The 17,463-nt window shown below is 73.5% G+C and carries 17 protein-coding genes; 8 read left to right on the plus strand and 9 right to left on the minus strand.

Annotation, left to right across the window (positions count from 1 at the left end; all coding sequences use genetic code 11):
- Positions 1-102: 102 nt before the first annotated feature.
- Genes nucS through HS048_RS10835 form a run of 5 tightly spaced genes read right to left on the minus strand, consistent with a single transcriptional unit; the run spans position 103 to position 3,631 of the window.
- Positions 103-765, minus strand: a complete 663-nt coding sequence (gene nucS / locus HS048_RS10815; protein WP_068894868.1) for an endonuclease NucS — start codon at positions 763-765, stop codon at positions 103-105.
- A 59-nt stretch (positions 766-824) separates the two neighbouring features.
- On the minus strand, positions 825-1,973 hold the full coding sequence (locus HS048_RS10820) for an ABC transporter permease (RefSeq protein WP_196466874.1): 1,149 nt from the start codon (positions 1,971-1,973) through the stop codon (positions 825-827).
- A 34-nt stretch (positions 1,974-2,007) separates the two neighbouring features.
- Positions 2,008-2,886: an ABC transporter ATP-binding protein gene (locus tag HS048_RS10825; protein WP_196466875.1), complete on the minus strand. Its 879-nt coding sequence runs from the start codon at positions 2,884-2,886 to the stop codon at positions 2,008-2,010.
- Positions 2,883-3,194 (minus strand): transcriptional regulator, encoded by a 312-nt coding sequence (locus HS048_RS37070; protein ID WP_307832421.1) that lies wholly within the window; start codon positions 3,192-3,194, stop codon positions 2,883-2,885. The genes HS048_RS10825 and HS048_RS37070 overlap by 4 nt, the downstream gene beginning before the upstream one ends.
- Positions 3,191-3,631, minus strand: a complete 441-nt coding sequence (locus tag HS048_RS10835; protein ID WP_196466877.1) for a hypothetical protein — start codon at positions 3,629-3,631, stop codon at positions 3,191-3,193. The genes HS048_RS37070 and HS048_RS10835 overlap by 4 nt, the downstream gene beginning before the upstream one ends.
- A gap of 166 nt (positions 3,632-3,797) precedes the next feature.
- Here HS048_RS10835 and HS048_RS10840 point away from each other — a divergent pair, with 166 nt between their 5' ends.
- The 4 genes from HS048_RS10840 (at position 3,798) to HS048_RS10855 (ending at position 7,379) form a co-directional block, all read left to right on the plus strand.
- Positions 3,798-5,303, plus strand: a complete 1,506-nt coding sequence (locus HS048_RS10840; protein ID WP_196466878.1) for a 3-hydroxyacyl-CoA dehydrogenase — start codon at positions 3,798-3,800, stop codon at positions 5,301-5,303.
- 77 nt (positions 5,304-5,380) lie between these two features.
- A complete protein-coding gene (locus HS048_RS10845) occupies positions 5,381-5,620 on the plus strand; it encodes an ATP/GTP-binding protein (protein ID WP_153054093.1) in 240 nt (79 codons plus the stop codon).
- A gap of 78 nt (positions 5,621-5,698) precedes the next feature.
- Complete coding sequence (locus HS048_RS10850; protein ID WP_196466880.1) at positions 5,699-6,412, plus strand: alpha/beta hydrolase; 714 nt, start codon at positions 5,699-5,701, stop codon at positions 6,410-6,412.
- 193 nt (positions 6,413-6,605) lie between these two features.
- Positions 6,606-7,379 (plus strand): alpha/beta fold hydrolase, encoded by a 774-nt coding sequence (locus HS048_RS10855; protein WP_307832422.1) that lies wholly within the window; start codon positions 6,606-6,608, stop codon positions 7,377-7,379.
- Positions 7,380-7,590: 211 nt separating this feature from the next.
- Here the strand turns inward: HS048_RS10855 and HS048_RS10860 are convergent, their stop codons facing one another.
- On the minus strand, positions 7,591-8,877 hold the full coding sequence (locus HS048_RS10860) for a DivIVA domain-containing protein (protein ID WP_068894881.1): 1,287 nt from the start codon (positions 8,875-8,877) through the stop codon (positions 7,591-7,593).
- Between the two features lie 363 nt (positions 8,878-9,240).
- Entirely contained in the window at positions 9,241-9,669 is a 429-nt protein-coding gene (gene mce / locus HS048_RS10865; RefSeq protein WP_196466882.1) for a methylmalonyl-CoA epimerase, read from the minus strand.
- Between the two features lie 193 nt (positions 9,670-9,862).
- Here mce and HS048_RS10870 point away from each other — a divergent pair, with 193 nt between their 5' ends.
- Together HS048_RS10870 and meaB are read left to right on the plus strand one after the other, a co-directional pair.
- Entirely contained in the window at positions 9,863-11,050 is a 1,188-nt protein-coding gene (locus HS048_RS10870; protein WP_196466883.1) for an acetyl-CoA C-acetyltransferase, read from the plus strand.
- A gap of 113 nt (positions 11,051-11,163) precedes the next feature.
- On the plus strand, positions 11,164-12,111 hold the full coding sequence (meaB, locus tag HS048_RS10875) for a methylmalonyl Co-A mutase-associated GTPase MeaB (RefSeq protein ID WP_068894886.1): 948 nt from the start codon (positions 11,164-11,166) through the stop codon (positions 12,109-12,111).
- An 89-nt stretch (positions 12,112-12,200) separates the two neighbouring features.
- Here meaB and HS048_RS10880 read toward each other — a convergent pair whose 3' ends face one another.
- Positions 12,201-12,878: a DUF4230 domain-containing protein gene (locus HS048_RS10880; RefSeq protein ID WP_068894889.1), complete on the minus strand. Its 678-nt coding sequence runs from the start codon at positions 12,876-12,878 to the stop codon at positions 12,201-12,203.
- Between the two features lie 56 nt (positions 12,879-12,934).
- Positions 12,935-14,704, minus strand: coding sequence for a hypothetical protein (locus HS048_RS10885; protein WP_196466884.1), 1,770 nt, complete (start codon positions 14,702-14,704; stop codon positions 12,935-12,937).
- 353 nt (positions 14,705-15,057) lie between these two features.
- Between HS048_RS10885 and HS048_RS10890 the strand changes: the two genes are divergently transcribed.
- Together HS048_RS10890 and HS048_RS10895 are read left to right on the plus strand one after the other, a co-directional pair.
- Complete coding sequence (locus HS048_RS10890) at positions 15,058-15,660, plus strand: MarR family winged helix-turn-helix transcriptional regulator (protein ID WP_374058758.1); 603 nt, start codon at positions 15,058-15,060, stop codon at positions 15,658-15,660.
- A gap of 110 nt (positions 15,661-15,770) precedes the next feature.
- The gene (locus HS048_RS10895; protein ID WP_068894890.1) at positions 15,771-17,438 is read left to right on the plus strand and encodes a methylmalonyl-CoA mutase; all 1,668 of its coding nucleotides are present in this window, start codon (positions 15,771-15,773) and stop codon (positions 17,436-17,438) included.
- The last annotated feature ends 25 nt before the right edge of the window (positions 17,439-17,463 follow it).

A 17,463-nucleotide genomic window follows, 5' to 3' on the forward strand; every position in this document is an offset into this window, starting at 1 on the left:
CAGGCGGCGGAAAGGGGAGCACGCCGTACGGTTCCCGGAGCCGGGCAGGCCGTGGACGCCGGGCACGCCGTACGGAGGAACCCGGGGGCCGGGCCGTACCGGCTAGAACAGCGTGGGGTTCTCCGGCTCGATGCCGCGCAGCGCGGCGTAGTCGAGGGTGACGCAGTCGATGCCGCGGTCGGCGGCCAGCACGCGGGCCTGCGGTTTGATCTCCTGGGCGGCGAAGATCCCCCGCACCGGCGCCAGCAGCGGGTCGCGGTTGAGCAGCTCCAGGTATCTGGTGAGCTGCTCCACGCCGTCGATCTCGCCCCGGCGCTTGATCTCCACGGCGACGGTGGCGCCGTTCGCGTCACGGCAGAGGATGTCCACCGGGCCGATCGCCGTCATGTACTCCCGGCGGATCAGCGTGTAGCCCGCGCCCAGCGTGGTGATGTGCTCGGCCAGCAGCTCCTGCAGGTGCGCCTCGACGCCGTCCTTGATCAGGCCGGGGTCGACGCCCAGCTCGTGGCTGGAATCGTGGAGGATCTCCTCCATCGTCAGGATGAGCTTCTCGCCGGTCTTGCCGTGGGTGACCGTCCAGGTGCCGTCCTCCTCGCGGAGCCTGCACGGCGGGTTCATCCAGTTGAGCGGCTTGAAGGCGCGGTCGTCGGCGTGGATCGACACGCTGCTGTCGGCCTTGATCAAGATCAGACGGGGCGCCATCGGGAGATGGGCGGTGAGCTTCCCTACGTAATCCACGCTGCAACGCGCGATGACCAGCCGCATGGGCCCCAACCCTACCGGCCGGACGGGGGCGGCCGCCCGGCGAAGCGGGCGGCCGCCGGTCAGCGCACCACCTCCGCGAGCTTGACCCGCGCGCCCGTGCGCAGGACCGCGCGCTCGTAGATCCGGGCGCCGACGGCGAGCATGCCCGCCGTCGCGACGAGCATCAGCGCCGCCGCCAGGCCGATCTCCCAGAGCGGCACCTCGCCGCCCGCCATGCGGACCGGCATGACCATGGAGGAGAACGGGGGGATGAGCGACATGATCCGGGCCAGCGTGGTGCCGGGCTCCATGGTGGCGAAGAAGGCCACGAAGTAGGAGACCATGACCAGCATCTGCAGCGGGGTCAGGACGCTGCTCACCTCCTCCTGCCGGGAGACCAGCGAGCTCAGCGCCGCCGCCAGCACCGAGAAGAAGGCGTAGCCGAGCAGGAACCAGAACAGTGTGCCCAGCACGATGCCGGCCATCCCCGGCGGCAGGTCGACGGCGAAGCCGGTCGCGGCGGCGGCGCCGAGGCCGACCACCATGATCACGACGAGGTTGGCCAGCGCGAGGACGCCGAGGCCGAGGACCTTGCCGCCGAGCAGCTGCCAGGGGCGGATGGAGGTCAGCAGGATCTCCACGATGCGGCTGCCCTTCTCCTCGACCACGCCCATGGCGACGAACATGGCCGACTGGAAGATCAGGAAGAACAGCACGAAGACCACGATGGTCGCGATGCCGGTGCGGGCGGCCGCGTAGCGGGTGTCGGCGCCGACGGACACCTGCTCCAGGGGGGCGACCTGCATCGCCTGGCCGACCTTGGCCGGGTCGAGGCCCGCGTCGGCGAGCTGCTTCTGCGTCTGCGCGGTCCGGTGCGCGCTCTCCAGCAGCGCGCCGAGCTCCCGGTCGACCTCGCCGTCGGCGAGCACCCGGCGGTCGTCCACCACGGCCGCGTCCACGTCGCCGTCGAGGACCGCCCGGCGCGCGGCCGCCTCGTCGGCGAACGGCCTGGTGGTGACCTCCGTCTCTCCCGCCGTCGCGGTGAGCGCGGGCTGCAGCGCGGAGGAGCCGACGACGCCCACCGTGTAGGAGTCGGGTCCGTCGAAGACCTTGGGCAGGAAGGCGAACGCGCCGACTAGCACCGCGCTCACCACCAGCCCGGCGATGAACCCCTTCGTACGGCCGCGCGTGACGATCTCCCGCCGCGCGACCAGCCACAGTCCGTTCACCGGCGCACCGTCCTCAAGTCGTCGTGGGGGAGGCTCATGCGACGGCCTCCCGGAAGATCTCGGTGAGCGAGGGCCGCTCCCAGCCGAAGTGCTCGACCCTGCCCGCCGCCGTGGCGGCCCGCAGGATCTCCTGGCCGTCGCCGTCCACACCGGTGAAGAGCACCTCGTCGCCGTCCGCGGCGAGGTCGCCGGGCAGGCCCGCGGTCCAGCCGGGGGCCGCCTCGCGGACGACCACCCTCAGCACGCCGCGCCCCTCCCCGGCCCGCAGCTCCCCGACCGTGCCGCTGGCGACCATGCGCCCGGCCGAGATGATGCCGACCGCGTCGCACAGCCGCTCGACCAGGTCCAGCTGGTGGCTGGAGAACAGCACCGGCGCGCCGGCGCGGCGCCGCTCGACGAGCACCTCGGCGAGCGCGTCGACGGCGATGGGGTCGAGACCGGAGAAGGGCTCGTCCAGGACCAGCGCCTCGGGCTCGTGCACCAGTGCGACGGCGAGCTGGACCCGCTGCTGGTTGCCCAGGGAGAGCGCGCCCACCTCGTCACCGGCCCGCTCGGTGAGCGAGAGCCGTTCGAGCAGGTCCGAGGTGGCCTTCCGGGCCGCGGCCGGGACCAGGCCGTTGAGGCGGCCGAAGTACTCGACCTGCTCGGCGACCTTCATCTTCTGGTACAGCCCGCGCTCCTCCGGCATGTAGCCGAACCTGCGCCGGTCGGCGAAGGCCAGCGGCCCGCCGTTCCACCGCACCTGGCCGGAGTCGGCGGTCAGCACGCCCATGAGGATGCGCATCGTGGTGGTCTTGCCCGCGCCGTTGGCGCCCACGAAGCCGAACATCTCACCCGGTTTCACGGAGAAGGACACGCCCGCCAGCGCCGTCTTGTCCCCGTAGCGTTTGTGCAGGTCGTCGATCTCGATCACTCGGAAAGCCCTTCCGTCAGTCGTTTCAGCACCGAGACATAATCCCGGAAGGCGCGCCGCCCGTCGTCGGTGAGGGAGAGCCAGGTGCGCGGGCGCTTGCCCACGAAGACCTTCTCCACCTCGACGTAGCCGGCCTCCTCCAGGGTGAGGATGTGCTTGGAGAGCAGGGAGTCGCTCACCTCGATCGTGTCGCGCAGGAGGCGGAACTCCGCCTTCTCGGCGGCGGCCAGCGCGGCCATGATCGACAGCCGGACCGGGGCGTGGATGACGTCGTCCAGGCCGTGGCGCGGATGCGAACCGTCGCTCACCGCTCCGCCCGCAGGATCCGCCGGCCGCCGTAGAGGGCGGGGAGACCGGAGAGCACCGCCAGCGCGATCAGCGCCGAGGCCCATCCGGCGCCGGGGTCCTCCGGCCGGAAGAGCATCCCGAAGAGGAACGTGACCAGCACAGAGGCCACGTAGGCGACCGAGACCGGGGAGGTCGGCCGGTTGACCCAGGCGACCTCGGAGTCCTGGACCCGCAGGCTCCCGAGGTAGAAGGTGCTCGCGATGGTGAGGGCGACCCAGGCCACGCCCGCGACGGCCTGCGCCCACGTCGGGCCGAGGAACATGGCGGGCCAGTAGAGCATGGTGCCGAATCCGGTGGCCACGAAGGTCCAGCCGGCCGTGCGCACGGGCCGCCGCACCCGTCGCTCCGCCTCTTCGATCCGCCGCAGGGCGTCTCCGGGGGTGAACTTCTCTTCCATCACTCCTCCTCTGCTCACGTACTCAAACAGTAGCTAGTACTCAACTACTGTTCAAGTATTTTCCGTACCCGGGTTTTGGGTCGGGTCGCACCTCTCTGGGAGACTGGAGGGCACGGGGCCGCCGAGCCCCGCCGGTGATCGATCCGCGCGCGTGATGGGGAGAGGGATGGCCAGCACCTTTGAGACGGTCGGCGTGGTCGGCCTCGGCACGATGGGGGCGGGGATCGCCGAGGTGTTCGCCCGTGCCGGGATCGCGGTCGTCGGCGTGGAGACCGACCCCGGGGCGCTGGAGCGCGGCCGGGGCCACCTGGAGGGCTCCACGGGCAGGGCGTTGTCGCGCGGCAGGCTGACCGAGGCCGAGCGGACGGAGATCCTCGGCCGGGTGGCCTTCACCACCTCCCTGGAGGACCTGTCGGACTGCGACCTGGTCATCGAGGCCATCCCCGAGGTCATGGACTTCAAGCGGGCCCTGTTCACCGACCTCGACCGGGTCTGCAAGCCCTCCGCGGTGCTCGCCACCAACACCTCCTCGCTCTCCGTCACCGCGATCGCGGCCACCACCACCCGGCCCGGCCGGGTGGTGGGCATGCACTTCTTCAACCCGGCGCCGGTCATGCGGCTGGTCGAGGTGGTCCGCACCGTGAGCACCGAGGACGGGCTGGCCGAGGAGGTGGCCGGGCTCGCGCGCCGCCTGGGCAAGACGCCGGTGACCGTCGCGGACCGCGCCGGATTCGTGGTGAACCGGCTCCTGCTGCCCTACCTCAACCACGCGGCCGCGCTGCTGGAGCAGGGCCTGTCCACCCGCGACGACATCGACACCGCGATGCGGCTCGGGGCGGGCTTCCCGATGGGCCCCTTCGCGCTGCTCGACCTGATCGGGCTGGACACCTCGTACGAGATCTGCGAGGCGCTGTTCCGGGAGAGCCGCGAGCGCCGCCACGCCCCGGCCCCGGTCCTGCGCGAGCTCGTCACCGCCGGGCTGCTCGGCCGCAAGTCCGGGCGCGGCTTCCACGGTGAGGAACCGCCCGCGAACCCCTCCTCCGAGGAGAAGCCGTCGGCGAGCACCGTCGCGGTCGTCGGCGGGACGGCCGCGAACGGGACGGGCGCGGCGGACGGAGCCGCGGAGGCGTTCGCCGAGCGGCTCTCCGCGGCGGGCTTCAAGACCACCGCCGTCGAGGACGCCGACCTGGTCGTCGCCGTCTCCCGCACCCCCGTGATCGAGCAGGCCGTACGGCTCCCGCACCCGGCCCGCCTGGTCGGCCTCAACCTGGTCGGCGACCAGGTCGCGGAGGTCGCCTCCACCGTGCTCACCTCGCCCGGCGCCGCCCAGGTGGCCCGGGGCCTGCTGCGCATCCTGGGCCGGACGGCCGTGTCCTGCCGGGACCGGGCCGGGTTCGTGGTCGGGGCGCTGCTCCATCCCCACCTGAACGACGCCGTGCGGATGTACGAATCGGGCTACGCCTCGATGGAGGACATCGACACGGCGATGCGGCTGGGCTGCGGTTACCCGGCCGGGCCGTTCGAGATGCTCGACCGGCTGGGCCTGGAGACCGTCCGCGACGGCCTGCGCGCCCTCTACGCCGAGTACCGCGACCCCTCCTTCGCCCCCGCGCCGCTCCTCGACCAGCTCGTCACGGCCGGTGTGCGGAGCATCCGCGACCTGTCGTCGTGAGCCCGCGCAAGGCACGGCGGATGAACCCCTTCGACCGCGGCGGGAACCGCGGCGGAGCCCGTCCCGTCGGAGGGTCCGTGCCCGGAGTCGACCAGGTGGAGGAGTGGCCGGACGGCGACTGGCGCGTGCGCCGGGTCACCGGCGCGGCGGCCGGCAAGGTCTACCGGTGCCCCGGGTGCGACCAGGAGATCCGGGCGGGGCTTCCGCACCTGGTGAGCTGGCCCGCCTGGGCGGGCGGGGAGGACGAGCGCAGGCACTGGCACACCGCCTGCTGGCGCAACCGGACCAGGCGCGGCCCCGGCCGGAGCCGATACTGAGGGCCGGCGGGCGCCGGACGCGTCCCGGGTCCACCGGTCGCGGAGTCCTGCGCCCACCGGCCGCGAAGAAGGAGAACGATGGAGATCCGGGCCTCTACGGTCCTGCCCGCGCGGCGCGAGCCGATCGAGCTGCACACCGGTGACGGGCTGACCCTCGTCGGCGAGCTGGCCCTCCCGCCGGAGCGCCCCCCGGTGGCCACGCTCGTCTGCCTGCACCCGCTGCCCACGCACGGCGGCATGATGGACAGCCACCTCTACAAGAAGGCCGCCAACCGGCTGCCCGCGCTGGCGGACCTGGCGGTGCTGCGCTTCAACACCCGCGGCACCTCCTCCGAACGGGGCACCTCCGAGGGCGCCTTCGCCGACGGGGAGGGCGAGCGGTTCGACGTCGCGGCCGCGCTGGAGTACGCCGAGTTCCACGACCTGCCCCGGCCGTGGCTGGTCGGCTGGTCCTTCGGCACCGAGCTGACGCTCAAGTGGGGACACGACCCGGCGGTGCAGGGGGCGATCCTGCTCTCACCGCCGCTGCACCGGGCCACCGACGCCGACCTCGACGCGTGGGCGGCGTTCGGCCGGCCGCTCACCGCCCTGGTCCCGGAGCTCGACGACTACCTCCGGCCGGAGGAGGCGCGCCGGCGCTTCGCCCGGGTCCCGCAGGCCGAGATCGTCGGCGTGGACGGCGCCAAGCACCTGTGGGTCGGCGAGCCGTACGTGCGGATCGTGTTCGACGAGATCGTCCGCCGGGTGAACCCCGCCGCCCACCCCCTGCCCACCGAGGTCGCCGGAGCGTAGGCCCCCGCCGGTCCCCGCCTGCCGGGGCCGCCGGGGTGCGCGCCCGTCCGCCCGTCCGGGAGCGGGCCGCGGGGCCCGTCCGTCCGGAAGCGTGCCGCGGCGGCCCCGGGCGGGTGGCCGCCGGCGGCCGGGTATGCGACCTGTCATGCGTCAGGGGGTGCCAGAGCGGCGGTCCCGGATTACGGTGGACGGCGTGCGCCTGTACACCCGGTCGGCGGGCGAGGGACTCCCGGTCGTCCTTCTCCACGCGTTCCCGATGTCATCGACGATGTGGCTGGCCCAGCGCGAGGGCCTCGCCGCCACCTGCAAGGTGATCACTCCGGACCTGCGCGGCTTCGGCGGCTCGCCGCTCGGAGACGACGAGCCCTCGGTCGACGTGATGGCCGACGACGTCGTGCGCCTCCTCGACGAGGAGGGGATCGACCGCGCCGTCGTCGGGGGCCAGTCCATGGGCGGCTACGTCACCATGGCCCTGTGCCGACGGCATCCGGACCGGCTCCTGGGGGCGGTCCTCGCCGACACCAAGGCGACCGCCGACTCCGAGGCGGCCAGGGCGGGCCGGGAGCGCATCGCCGCCGCGGTCCTGGAGCGGGGCACCTCGGTCCTGGTGGACGAGGTGCTCCCGGGACTGGTCGGATCGACCACCCGGCAGCGCCGGGCGATGGTCTTCGGCCGGGTCCGCGGCCTGGTCCAGTCGGCTCCGCCCGCCGCCGTGGCCTGGGCCCAGCGGGCCATGGCCGCCCGCCCCGACTCCTTCGGCACCCTGCGCGGGCTCAAGGTGCCGGCGCTGGTGATCGTGGGGGAGGAGGACGGGCTCTCCCCGCCCTCCGACGCCGAGGCGATGGCGGAGGCGGTGCCGGACGGCCGCCTGACGGTGATCGAGAAGGCCGGCCACCTCAGCGCGGTCGAGCAGCCCGAGGCCTTCAACCGCGCGGTCGCGGCCTTCCTGCGGGACCGGATCCTCTGACCTGCGCCCCGCCCTGAAGGGCCGGGGATTCCCGCGCCGTTCACGCGGCGGCACGCCGCGCGCTGCGGAACGGGTGCGTGGAGCGCGGCCCGGTCCCGGGAGAGCCGTACGGGAGGTGGAGGGCAGGGAGAACAGCAGGAGAGCCCGGCGACCGCGAAGGTCGCCAGGCTCTCCCGTAGCCGTCGTCGATGCCCCGGAGCCGGGGGCGGTGCTACTCCTGCCACCACTCCGCGTCGTCCTCGGCCTTCTCGGCCTTGGCGGGAGCGGGGACCGGCTTGTCGGCGCTGCCGTTGGACGGGGCGGCGATGGCCGGCTTGACGGGGGCCGCGGTGACCGCGGGCTCCGGCTCCACGGCCGGGAGCGGCGCGCCGCCGAGCAGCTGGCGGAGCTGCGCCAGGTGGCTGGTGATGCTGTCGCGCTGACGGGTCAGCTCGTCGACCTGGCGCTGGGCGACCGAGCGGCTCCGCTCCGCCTCGGCTTTGGCCTCGGAGACGATCGACTCGGCGCTGGCCTTGGCCTCGGAGACGACCTGGTCGGCGTTCTTGCGGGCGTTGGCCAGCAGCTGCTTGGCGTGCGTGTCGGCCTCGCGGCGGGTCTGCTCGGCCTGCTGGGTGGCCTTGGTGGCGCGCTGCTCGGCGGTGGCCGCCCGCTGCTCGGCCTCGGCGACCAGCTTCTGGGTGGCGGCCTGCGCGGTGGCGTGGCGCTCGGCCTCCTGGCGCTCGGCCTCCTCGCGGCGGGCGGCGAGCTGGATCTCGAACTCGGCCTCGTCCTGGGCCCGCTTGGCCTCGGACTCCTCCAGGACCCGCTGGGCCTGGGCCCGCATCTCGTCGGCCTGGCGCTTGGCGGTGGTGAGGATCTCGTCGCGCTCGCGCTTGGTCGAGGCGCGCAGCTGGGCGACCTCGCGCTCGGTGGTGGTGCGCAGCTTGGCGATCTCGCGCTCGGCGTCGGCGCGCTTCTCGGCGACCTCGTGGTCGGCGGTGGCGCGCAGCTTGGCGACCTCGCGCTCGGTGGTGGAGGTCAGCTCGTCGGCCTCGCGGCGGGCGGTCGAGCGGATCTCCTCGGCCTCGCGCTCCGCGGTGCCGCGCATGTCGTCGGCCTCGCGGGTGGCCAGGGCGCGCTTCTCGGCCGCCTCGTTCTCGGCGGCGGCGCGCATGTCGGCGGCCTCCACCTTGGCCGCGGCCTTGATCTCGTTGGCCTCGGCGCGGGCGGCCTGGACGAGCTCCGTGGCCTGCTCCTCGGCGAGGCGGAGCAGCTGCTCGATCCGGGCGCCGAGCCCGGAGTAGGTCGGGCGCTCCTGCTCCTGGAGCTGGCGCTGGGAGTCGGCCAGATCCCGCTGCAGGCCCTGGAGCTGTTCGCGGGCCTGGCGCAACTCCCCGTCGAGCTGCTTCAGGTGGTCGTGGACCTGGTGCCGGTCATAGCCCCGGAGCACCACGTCGAATTCCCGAGCGGGGGCGTCTTCAAAGAAGTTGTTGAGCTGGGCGTCGATGTCGGACTGCATGGAGGCTCGATCCTGGGTTGTCGAGACGGCTACACGGGCCGGACGGGGGGTTTCGGACATCCGAGGCGGGAGCCGGGGCGGGATCCACGTCCGGTGGTACGCCAGCGTACTCCGCCGCTGCCGCGTTGGCCTCCTCCTCCGACTATCTGCGTGACTTGTTACGTATGAGCCTTTCTTGTGTTCCGCGTGGTCAAGGTCGCCGCGGGCGGGGCCGCCGCGGCGCGGCAGGCCGGCCGCGACGGAAACCGCGCCGCGCGGCCGGCGCCGCCGCGTCCGGAGCCGCCGTGGCGCGGTCAGAGCCGCCGTGTCCGGAGCCGCCGTGGCGCGGTCAGAGCCGCCGTGTCCGGAGCCGCCGTGGCGCGGTCAGAGCCGCCGCGGCGGGGCCTGGACGAGTTCGGTGAGCATCCCGCCCACGTCCTTGGGATGGAGGAAGGCGATGGAGGAGCCCATGGAACCGTGGCGCGGCTTCTCGTCCAGCAGCCGGACCCCCCGGCCGCCGATCTCGCCCAGGGCCGCCTCGACGTCCGGCACGCCGAACGCGACGTGGTGCACCCCCTCCCCGCGCTTGGCCAGGAACCTGCCCACGGGGGTGTCGGGACCGAGCGGTTCGAGGAGCTGGATGTAGGAGCCGCCGCCCTCGCCGTCGGCGATGTGCAGCATCGCCTCCTTGACCCCCTGCTCCTCGTTGACCTCCCTGGCCACCACCGTGAGCTCGAAGGTCCGCTCGAAGAAAGCGATCTTCTCCTCCAGGTCGTGGCAGGCGATTCCCACATGGTCGATGCGCATGAACATAGGACCGTCCTCCATGGCGGGTGTCCGGGTACTCATGGGTATCGTGGCAAACGCGTCACGTCCTCCGCGAGGGCGCGCCGGTGAACGGGACCGAGGAGTGGAGAATCTCCGAGGGGCCGAGGGCGGGGATCCGGCCGCTTTCCGTCCGGGCCGTGACGCGCAGTGCCGCCATCGACACAGGAAGGCCCCTCCCATGCCTGGTTCCGTCATCGTCGCCGGAGCTCGTACCCCCATCGGCCGCCTTCTCGGCTCCCTGTCAGGCCTGTCGGCCGCGGAGCTCGGAGGCATCGCGATCAAGGCCGCGCTGGAGCGCTCCGGAGTCGCCCCCGAGGCCGTGCAGTACGTGATCATGGGCCAGGTGCTCCAGGCCGGGGCGGGGCAGATCCCCTCCCGGCAGGCGGCCGTGCGGGCCGGGATCCCGATGTCCGTGCCGTCACTGACGATCAACAAGGTCTGCCTGTCCGGGATGGACGCCATCGCCCTGGCCGACCAGCTCATCCGGGCCGGCGAGTTCGACGTCGTGGTCGCCGGCGGCATGGAGTCCATGTCGAACGCCCCGCACCTGCTGCCCGGCCTGCGCCGGGGGGTGAAGTACGGCGAGGCCGGCATCGTGGACTCGATGGCGCACGACGGCCTGACCGACGCCTACGACCAGGTGTCCATGGGCGAGTCCACCGAGCGGCACAACGCCCGCCTGGGCCTGACCCGCGAGGAGCAGGACGCGTTCTCCGCCCGCTCCCACCAGCTCGCCGCCGCCGCGATCAAGAACGGCGTGTTCGACGACGAGATCGTCCCGGTCGCGATCCCGCAGCGCAAGGGCGACCCGGTGGTCTTCTCCGCCGACGAGGGCGTGCGCGGCGACACCACCGCCGAGACCCTGAGCCGGCTCCGCCCCGCCTTCAGCAAGGACGGCACGATCACCGCGGGCTCCGCCTCGCAGATCTCCGACGGCGCCTGCGCCGTGGTGGTGATGTCGAAGGCCAGAGCCGAGGAGCTGGGCCTCGAGTGGCTGGCCGAGATCGGCGCCCACGGCAACGTGGCCGGACCGGACAACTCGCTGCAGTCGCAGCCGGCCAACGCGATCAAGCACGCCCTCGGCAAGCAGGGGCTCTCGGTGGACGACCTCGACCTGCTGGAGATCAACGAGGCTTTCGCCCAGGTCGTCCTGCAGTCCGCCAAGGAGCTCGGCGTCCCCCTCGACAAGGTCAACGTCAACGGCGGCGGCATCGCCCTCGGCCACCCGATCGGGGCCTCCGGCGCCCGCATCGTCCTGGCCCTGGCCCACGAGCTCCGGCGCAGGGGCGGCGGGCTCGGCGCGGCGGGCCTGTGCGGCGGCGGCGGCCAGGGCGACGCCCTGATCATCCGCGTCCCCTCGGCCTGAGGGCCGGGATGGGAGACCGGGCGGCCGCCCCGGCCGCGCCGGCGTCAGGGCAGCAGGGCCGGGCGGCCGCTCCGGCGGCGCCGGGGCACCACGACCGGCGGGACGGAGGCTGTATGGATCTGGACGTCCTGGTCGAGGGCGTCCGCCAGGGGCGGCCCCGGGCGGTGGCCCGGCTGATCACCCTGGTGGAGAACGGCTCGCCGGTGCTGCGGGAGATCTCCGCCGAGCTCGTGCGGCTCTGCGCCGCCCGGCCGGAGCGGGCCCGGATCATCGGGCTCACGGGCTCGCCCGGCGTGGGCAAGTCCACCTCCACCGCGATGCTGGTCCGGACGTTCCGCGAGCGCGGCCGGAAGGTCGGCGTGCTGGCGGTCGACCCGTCCTCGCCGTTCACCGGCGGGGCGCTGCTGGGCGACCGGGTGCGGATGCAGGACCACGCCACCGACTCCGGCGTGTTCATCCGCTCCATGGCCAGCCGCGGCCACCTGGGCGGCCTGTCCTGGGCCGCGCCGCAGGCGCTGCGCGTGCTGGAGGCCGCCGGGTGCGAGGTCATCCTCGTCGAGACGGTCGGGGTCGGCCAGGCCGAGGTGGACATCGCCTCCCTGGCCGACAGCACCATCGTGCTGCTCGCCCCGGGCATGGGTGACGGCGTCCAGGCCGCCAAGGCGGGCATCCTGGAGATCGCGGACGTGTTCGTGGTCAACAAGGCCGACCGCGACGGCACCCAGGCGACGATCCGCGAGCTGCGCAACATGCTCGCCCTGGTCGAGCGGGCCTGGCGGCCGCCGATCGTGCCGACGGTGGCCTACCGCGGCGAGGGCGGCGAGGACGTGGCCGACGCGCTGGACGCGCATCTGGCGCATCTGGAGGAGTCGGGGGAGCTGGAGCGCCGCCGCCGGGCCAGGGCGCGGGACGAGATCGAGGCGGTCGCCCTGGCCGCGCTCCGCTCGCGCTTCGCCCACCTGCACGGGGACCGGCGCCTGGACGCGCTCGCCGCGCGCGTCCTGGCCGCCGAACTCGACCCCTACGCGGCGGCGGACGAACTGCTCGCCTCGCTCGGCTGACGCGGACCCCGCCGACGGACCGCCGGCGGGGCCCCGCGCCCCTCCGGGGGCGGCCCTGGATCGGGGCCGCCCCCGGAGGCCGCGGTGGATCAGGGCTCGTCGGAGAACTTCACCGTGACCTTCGTGAAGCCGAGGCCGTTCAGCATGCCCTGCAGCATCGCCTTGGTGTTCTGGTCGGCGCGGTTGCGCAGGTCGCTGGCGAGGGCCGCCTCGGCGATCTTCTTCTCGGCCAGCACGTAGAGCTCCTGCTGGTCGGCCGGGGAGGAGGACAGGAAGTCCCCGACCCGGTCGAACAGGCCGCGCTGCTGGTCGTAGACGTAGGAGCGCCGGTTGTCGAGGTTGGGCTTCTCCAGCCGGGCGCGCGGGAGCCGTACGGTGACCTCGGTGCGGTCGGGGGAGACGGTCAGCGCGTCCTTGGCCAGGCCGCCGAAGTCCACGTAGGCGTCGACGCCGCCCGCGCCGACGAAGAGGGTCCGGGTGCCCTTGATGGCGTCCGGCAGGAAGTCGGCGTCCTTCTCCAGGTCCACGATGACCTGGAAGTTGCCGGTGGCCGCCTCGAACCGGCTGAGATCGTGGATGGACTGCAGCAGGGCGGGCTGGCTGCGGTCGACCGTGGTCTCGCCGAAGGGGTCCAGCCACGACCAGGCGACCCTGGCCCCCACGGCCAGGAGGACCACGGCGACGAGGAACCCGGCCAGGAAGCGCCAGCGGCGCCGGCGCGGCGCCGGGGGGGCGACGTCGGGGGGTGCTTCCGGGGGAGCGTTCACAGCCCGTGTCCTTCCCTCGGGGGCCGCTTTCTCACCTGGACCCTACGCGGATCCCGTCACCGCCGCGGCAGGTGCCCGGAGGCCGCGTCCCGCAGGCGCCACCGGAGCGCGTCGCGGACGCTCCCGAGCGGTGAGCCGTCCGCCCGGTGCGGCTCGCCGCCGCGGCGGTCCCCGGTCCCGCCGCCCGCCGGCTGACGGGACCTGCCGCCGTGGTGGTCCCTGGGCCCGCCGTCCCCGCGGCCGCGCGACTCTCCGTTCCCGGGGCCCTCGTGGCGGGGGCGGTCTCCGGAGGGGCCGTCCTCCGGGGCGGGGCCGCGCCGTCCGCGCGGCGGGGCGGGCGCCTCCGGGGCGGGTGAGACGGCCGGGCGGGCGAACAGCACGTCCTCGGGCGCCTGGTAGAGCTGGCCGGCGCGGGGCGCCCCCTCCGCGAGGCCCGTCCGCCCGAGGCCGGAGGTCCCGTCCCCGGCCCGCTCCCGCGCGGACCCGCCGCGGCCCTTCGGCTCACCGGTCCTGCGCGTGCCGGGGCTCTGGCGGCTCCCGGTCTCCCGGGGCTCCGGGGTCTCCTGCTGCGACCGGCGGGTCTGCTCGCTCTGGGCCGTCTGGGCGCCGAAGTGGGTGCTCTGCAGCCGGCAGCCGGTGAAGTCGGAGTAGTAGAGCCGCAGCCAGCCGCGCCGCTGGGCCTCGGTCAGGCCGGAGAACCAGGCGGCGGCGTACTGGTGCTCGGGCAGCGGCCCGCCGGGCAGCGGTTCACCGCGCAGCCAGGCCGTCACGATGTCGCGGTATCCGTCCGCCACCGTGCCCTCGCACTCCTCGGCGAGGCCCTCCACGAACTCGTCGGCCGCCCGGTCGGCGAACCCGGCCGACAGGTCGTCGACGTGGACGGGGACCACGCCCGGCGGGAGGACGGCGTCGTCGCGCCGCGGGCGCTGCTCGACCCGGGAGAACTCGCCCGGGGTCCCCGCCAGCCGGGAAGCGATCTTGACGAACGCCGAGCCCAGCTCGTCCAGCCCGGTGCGCATCCCCGGATGCACGCAGACCATGATCGGCCATTCCTGGCAGCTGTAGACCACCCGCTGGATGGCGATCGGCTTCGGTTCGGAGAGCAGGCGGGCGACGCCGGTGCCGGCGGCCAGCACCGCGAGCAGCGCGGCGGCCAGCACCAGCGCCTGGCGGGTCACGATGGCGGCCCAGCCCAGCAGGAGCGCGGCGCTGACGCCCAGCAGCCAGAGCGTCTGGTCGGTGAAGGCCGCCGCGCTCAGCCCCTGGAAGAGGTCGTACGGCTCCCGCGTGGCGGGGGCGAGCCGGTCGGCCCAGGTCGAGCCGTCGGCCAGCCAGCTGAACAGGGCGTAGCAGCCGAGGCCGGCGAGCGCCGGGGTGATCGTCCAGGGCAGCAGCCACCCGGTCACCCAGCCGATGGTGACGTACAGGGCGAGCCCGGACACGCCCATGATCAGGCCGCTGGGCAGCAGCCGCCCCGCCTGCTCGCTGAGCATGGTCTTGACCGCCAGGACCAGCACCGTGGCGGTGTAGGAGCCCATGACGACCACCAGGATCGCCAGCGGGGCGCGCACCGCCTGCCACGTCGTCAGGGCCCTGCCGCCGGCCGCGCGCCGCCTGCGCACCGCCACCCAGGCGGCGAACGCGGCGGCGACCGGTCCGGTGATCCGCAGGGAGCCGATGAGCGCGACGATGAGGTTCTCCCAGGCGCTGACACCGGGAATGAGGACGCTCCACGCCGCGACCACGCCGAGCACGAGCAGGACGGCGACCGCCACCAACGCGCTCTGCTGGAGTTCCTCGCGTGAAACGCCCCTGTGCTCACGCACGGGAGGGCGCGGGCCGGGCCCACGCCGCATCCACCGCCGCGTCCACCGCGCCGGAGCCCGGACCGGAGTCCGGGCCGCAGCCGGCATGGCGTGCGAACGCCTTCGAATCGTCGTCCATCAAGCACCCCCCGTGCGGTGAATGTGCGGAGCCGGTCCCCTCGGCGTCCGGTCCCGCCCGCTTCCCCCGCGGGCCGGACTTGAGTCCCCGTCGCCACTTGGCTGCGGCCTCACCATTCGATGTGGGAACCATAACTGAGTGTGACGTTTCACGTCCGGGTTCTTGGCCAAGCCGCCGATCTGATCACTCTACGTATATGGGCGAACCGGGACGAGGCCGCGCTACCGTAGCCTGTGTGGCTACCGACCAGCTGAACCTGCCGTTCGACCCCATCGAGCGTGCCGCGGAGACGTGGCGCACCCGCTTCGGGCCGTCGTCGGCGATGGCCGCGGTTACCTCGATCATGAGAGCGCACCAGATCCTGCTGTCGCAACTGGACACGCTGCTCAAGCCGTATGACTTGACCTTTGCCCGGTACGAGGCACTGGTTTTGCTCACCTTCAGCAGGGCCGGGGCGCTGCCGCTGTCGCGGATCGGCGAGCGGCTGATGGTGCACCCGACGAGCGTCACCAACACCGTGGACCGGCTGGAGCGGGCCGGGCTGGTCCGGCGCAGGCGCAACCCCAGGGACGGCCGCGGGGTGCTGGCGGAGATCACCGACCACGGCCGGGAGGTGGTGGCCCGGGCCACGGAGGCGCTGATGGGCGCCGACTTCGCCATGCCGATGTACGGCGAGGCGGAGCTGGAGCAGATGTTCGGCCTGCTCAGGACCCTCAGGGTGGCCGCCGGCGACTTCGCGGCCGATCACCGTGCCGACCACGGGGCCGATCGCCGTGCAGACCACCGTGCCGGGCGCGGGACCGGGTGCGCCGCTCCCGGCCTGGCGAACAAATACTAGGACGTCCTAGTATTTTCCGCAGGGCCCCTCCCGGGAGCCGGCCGCCCACAGGCGGGCGCGGACCGCGGGAGGAGGGGCCGGGGCCACGAGCCGGACGGAAGAGGTGGGGCATGAACGCCGAGGAGATCGAGGCGGGCAGGGCGCGCTGGCAGGCGCGGTTCGACCGGGCCGCCAAGCGTGAGTCGGAGTTCCGGACGCTCTCCGGCATGGAGGTGGAGCCCGTCTACGGCCCGCCCGGGGACGACCCGCGCTTCGAGCGCATCGGCTGGCCCGGGGAATACCCCTTCACCCGGGGCCTGCACGCCACCGGCTACCGCGGCAAGACGTGGACCATCCGGCAGTTCGCCGGGTTCGGCAACGCCAGGCAGACCAACGAGCGCTACAAGATGATCCTGGGGGCCGGCGGCGGCGGGCTGAGCGTGGCCTTCGACATGCCGACGCTCATGGGCCGCGACTCCGACGACCCGCGCTCGCTCGGCGAGGTCGGGCACTGCGGCGTGGCGATCGACTCCGCCCAGGACATGGAGCTGCTGTTCGACGGCATCCCGCTGGGCGACATCACGACCTCCATGACGATCAGCGGCCCCGCCGTGCCGATCTTCTGCATGTACGTCGTCGCGGCCGAGCGGCAGGGGGTGCCGGTCGGCAGGCTCAACGGCACGCTGCAGACCGACATCTTCAAGGAGTACATCGCGCAGAAGGAGTGGCTGTTCGCCCCCGAGCCGCACCTGCGGCTGATCGGCGACCTGATGGAGTTCTGCGCCGCGGAGATCCCGGCCTACAAGCCGCTCAGCGTCTCCGGCTACCACATCCGAGAGGCGGGCTCCACGGCCGCGCAGGAGCTGGCGTTCACCCTGGCCGACGGCTTCGGCTACGTGGAGCTCGGCCTGTCCCGCGGCCTCGACATCGACGTCTTCGCGCCCGGCCTGTCGTTCTTCTTCGACGCGCACATCGACTTCTTCGAGGAGATCGCCAAGTTCCGCGCCGCCCGCCGCATCTGGGCCCGCTGGCTGCGCGACGTCTACGGGGCCAAGACGGACAAGGCCCAGTGGCTGCGCTTCCACACCCAGACGGCCGGGGTCTCGCTGACCGCGCAGCAGCCGTACAACAACGTGGTCCGCACCGCGGTCGAGGCGCTCGCGGCCGTGCTCGGCGGCACCAACTCGCTGCACACCAACGCGCTGGACGAGGTGCTGGCGCTGCCCACGCAGAAGGCCGCCGAGATCGCGCTGCGCACCCAGCAGGTGATCATGGAGGAGACCGAGGTCGTCAACGTCGCCGACCCGCTCGGCGGGTCCTGGTACGTCGAGGCGCTCACCGACCGCATCGAGGCCGAGGCCGAGGCGATCTTCGCGAAGATCCGGGACATGGGCTCCGACGGCTCGATGACCTCGGGCATCCTGCGCGGCATCGAGGACGGCTGGTTCATGTCGGAGATCGCCGAGGCCGCCTTCGACTACCAGCGCAAGCTGGAGAAGGGCGAGAAGCGGATCGTCGGGGTGAACTGCCACACCGCCTCCGCCGAGGAGCCCCTGGAGATCCTGCGGGTCAGCCACGAGGTCGAGCGGGAGCAGAACCGGGTCCTGGCCGCCCGCCGCGCCGCCCGCGACCAGGGCGCCGCCGACGCCGCGCTGGCCGCGATGGTCCGGGCCGCCGAGGGCGAGGGCAACATGATCCCGGCCATGCTCGACGCCGTCCGCGCCGAGGCCACCCTCGGCGAGATCTGCGACGCCCTGCGCGGGGTGTGGGGGGTCTACACCGAACCCGCGCGCTTCTGACGGACTTCCCCGCCGTTTCCCGTCG

Origin of the sequence: Planomonospora sp. ID91781 (genome assembly GCF_015711595.1) — a bacterium.
Lineage (GTDB): Bacteria > Actinomycetota > Actinomycetes > Streptosporangiales > Streptosporangiaceae > Planomonospora > Planomonospora parontospora.

What these genes read in the sequence shown, in the direction of transcription:
- nucS (WP_068894868.1), bottom strand. Translation starts at nt 765, where the DNA reads ATGCGGCTGGTCATCGCGCGTTGCAGCGTGGATTACGTAGGGAAGCTC.
- HS048_RS10835 (WP_196466877.1), bottom strand. Translation starts at nt 3,631, where the DNA reads ATGGAAGAGAAGTTCACCCCCGGAGACGCCCTGCGGCGGATCGAAGAG.
- HS048_RS10840 (WP_196466878.1), top strand. Translation starts at nt 3,798, where the DNA reads ATGGCCAGCACCTTTGAGACGGTCGGCGTGGTCGGCCTCGGCACGATG.
- HS048_RS10850 (WP_196466880.1), top strand. Translation starts at nt 5,699, where the DNA reads ATGGAGATCCGGGCCTCTACGGTCCTGCCCGCGCGGCGCGAGCCGATC.
- HS048_RS10860 (WP_068894881.1), bottom strand. Translation starts at nt 8,877, where the DNA reads ATGCAGTCCGACATCGACGCCCAGCTCAACAACTTCTTTGAAGACGCC.
- mce (WP_196466882.1), bottom strand. Translation starts at nt 9,669, where the DNA reads ATGTTCATGCGCATCGACCATGTGGGAATCGCCTGCCACGACCTGGAG.
- HS048_RS10870 (WP_196466883.1), top strand. Translation starts at nt 9,863, where the DNA reads ATGCCTGGTTCCGTCATCGTCGCCGGAGCTCGTACCCCCATCGGCCGC.
- meaB (WP_068894886.1), top strand. Translation starts at nt 11,164, where the DNA reads ATGGATCTGGACGTCCTGGTCGAGGGCGTCCGCCAGGGGCGGCCCCGG.
- HS048_RS10895 (WP_068894890.1), top strand. Translation starts at nt 15,771, where the DNA reads ATGAACGCCGAGGAGATCGAGGCGGGCAGGGCGCGCTGGCAGGCGCGG.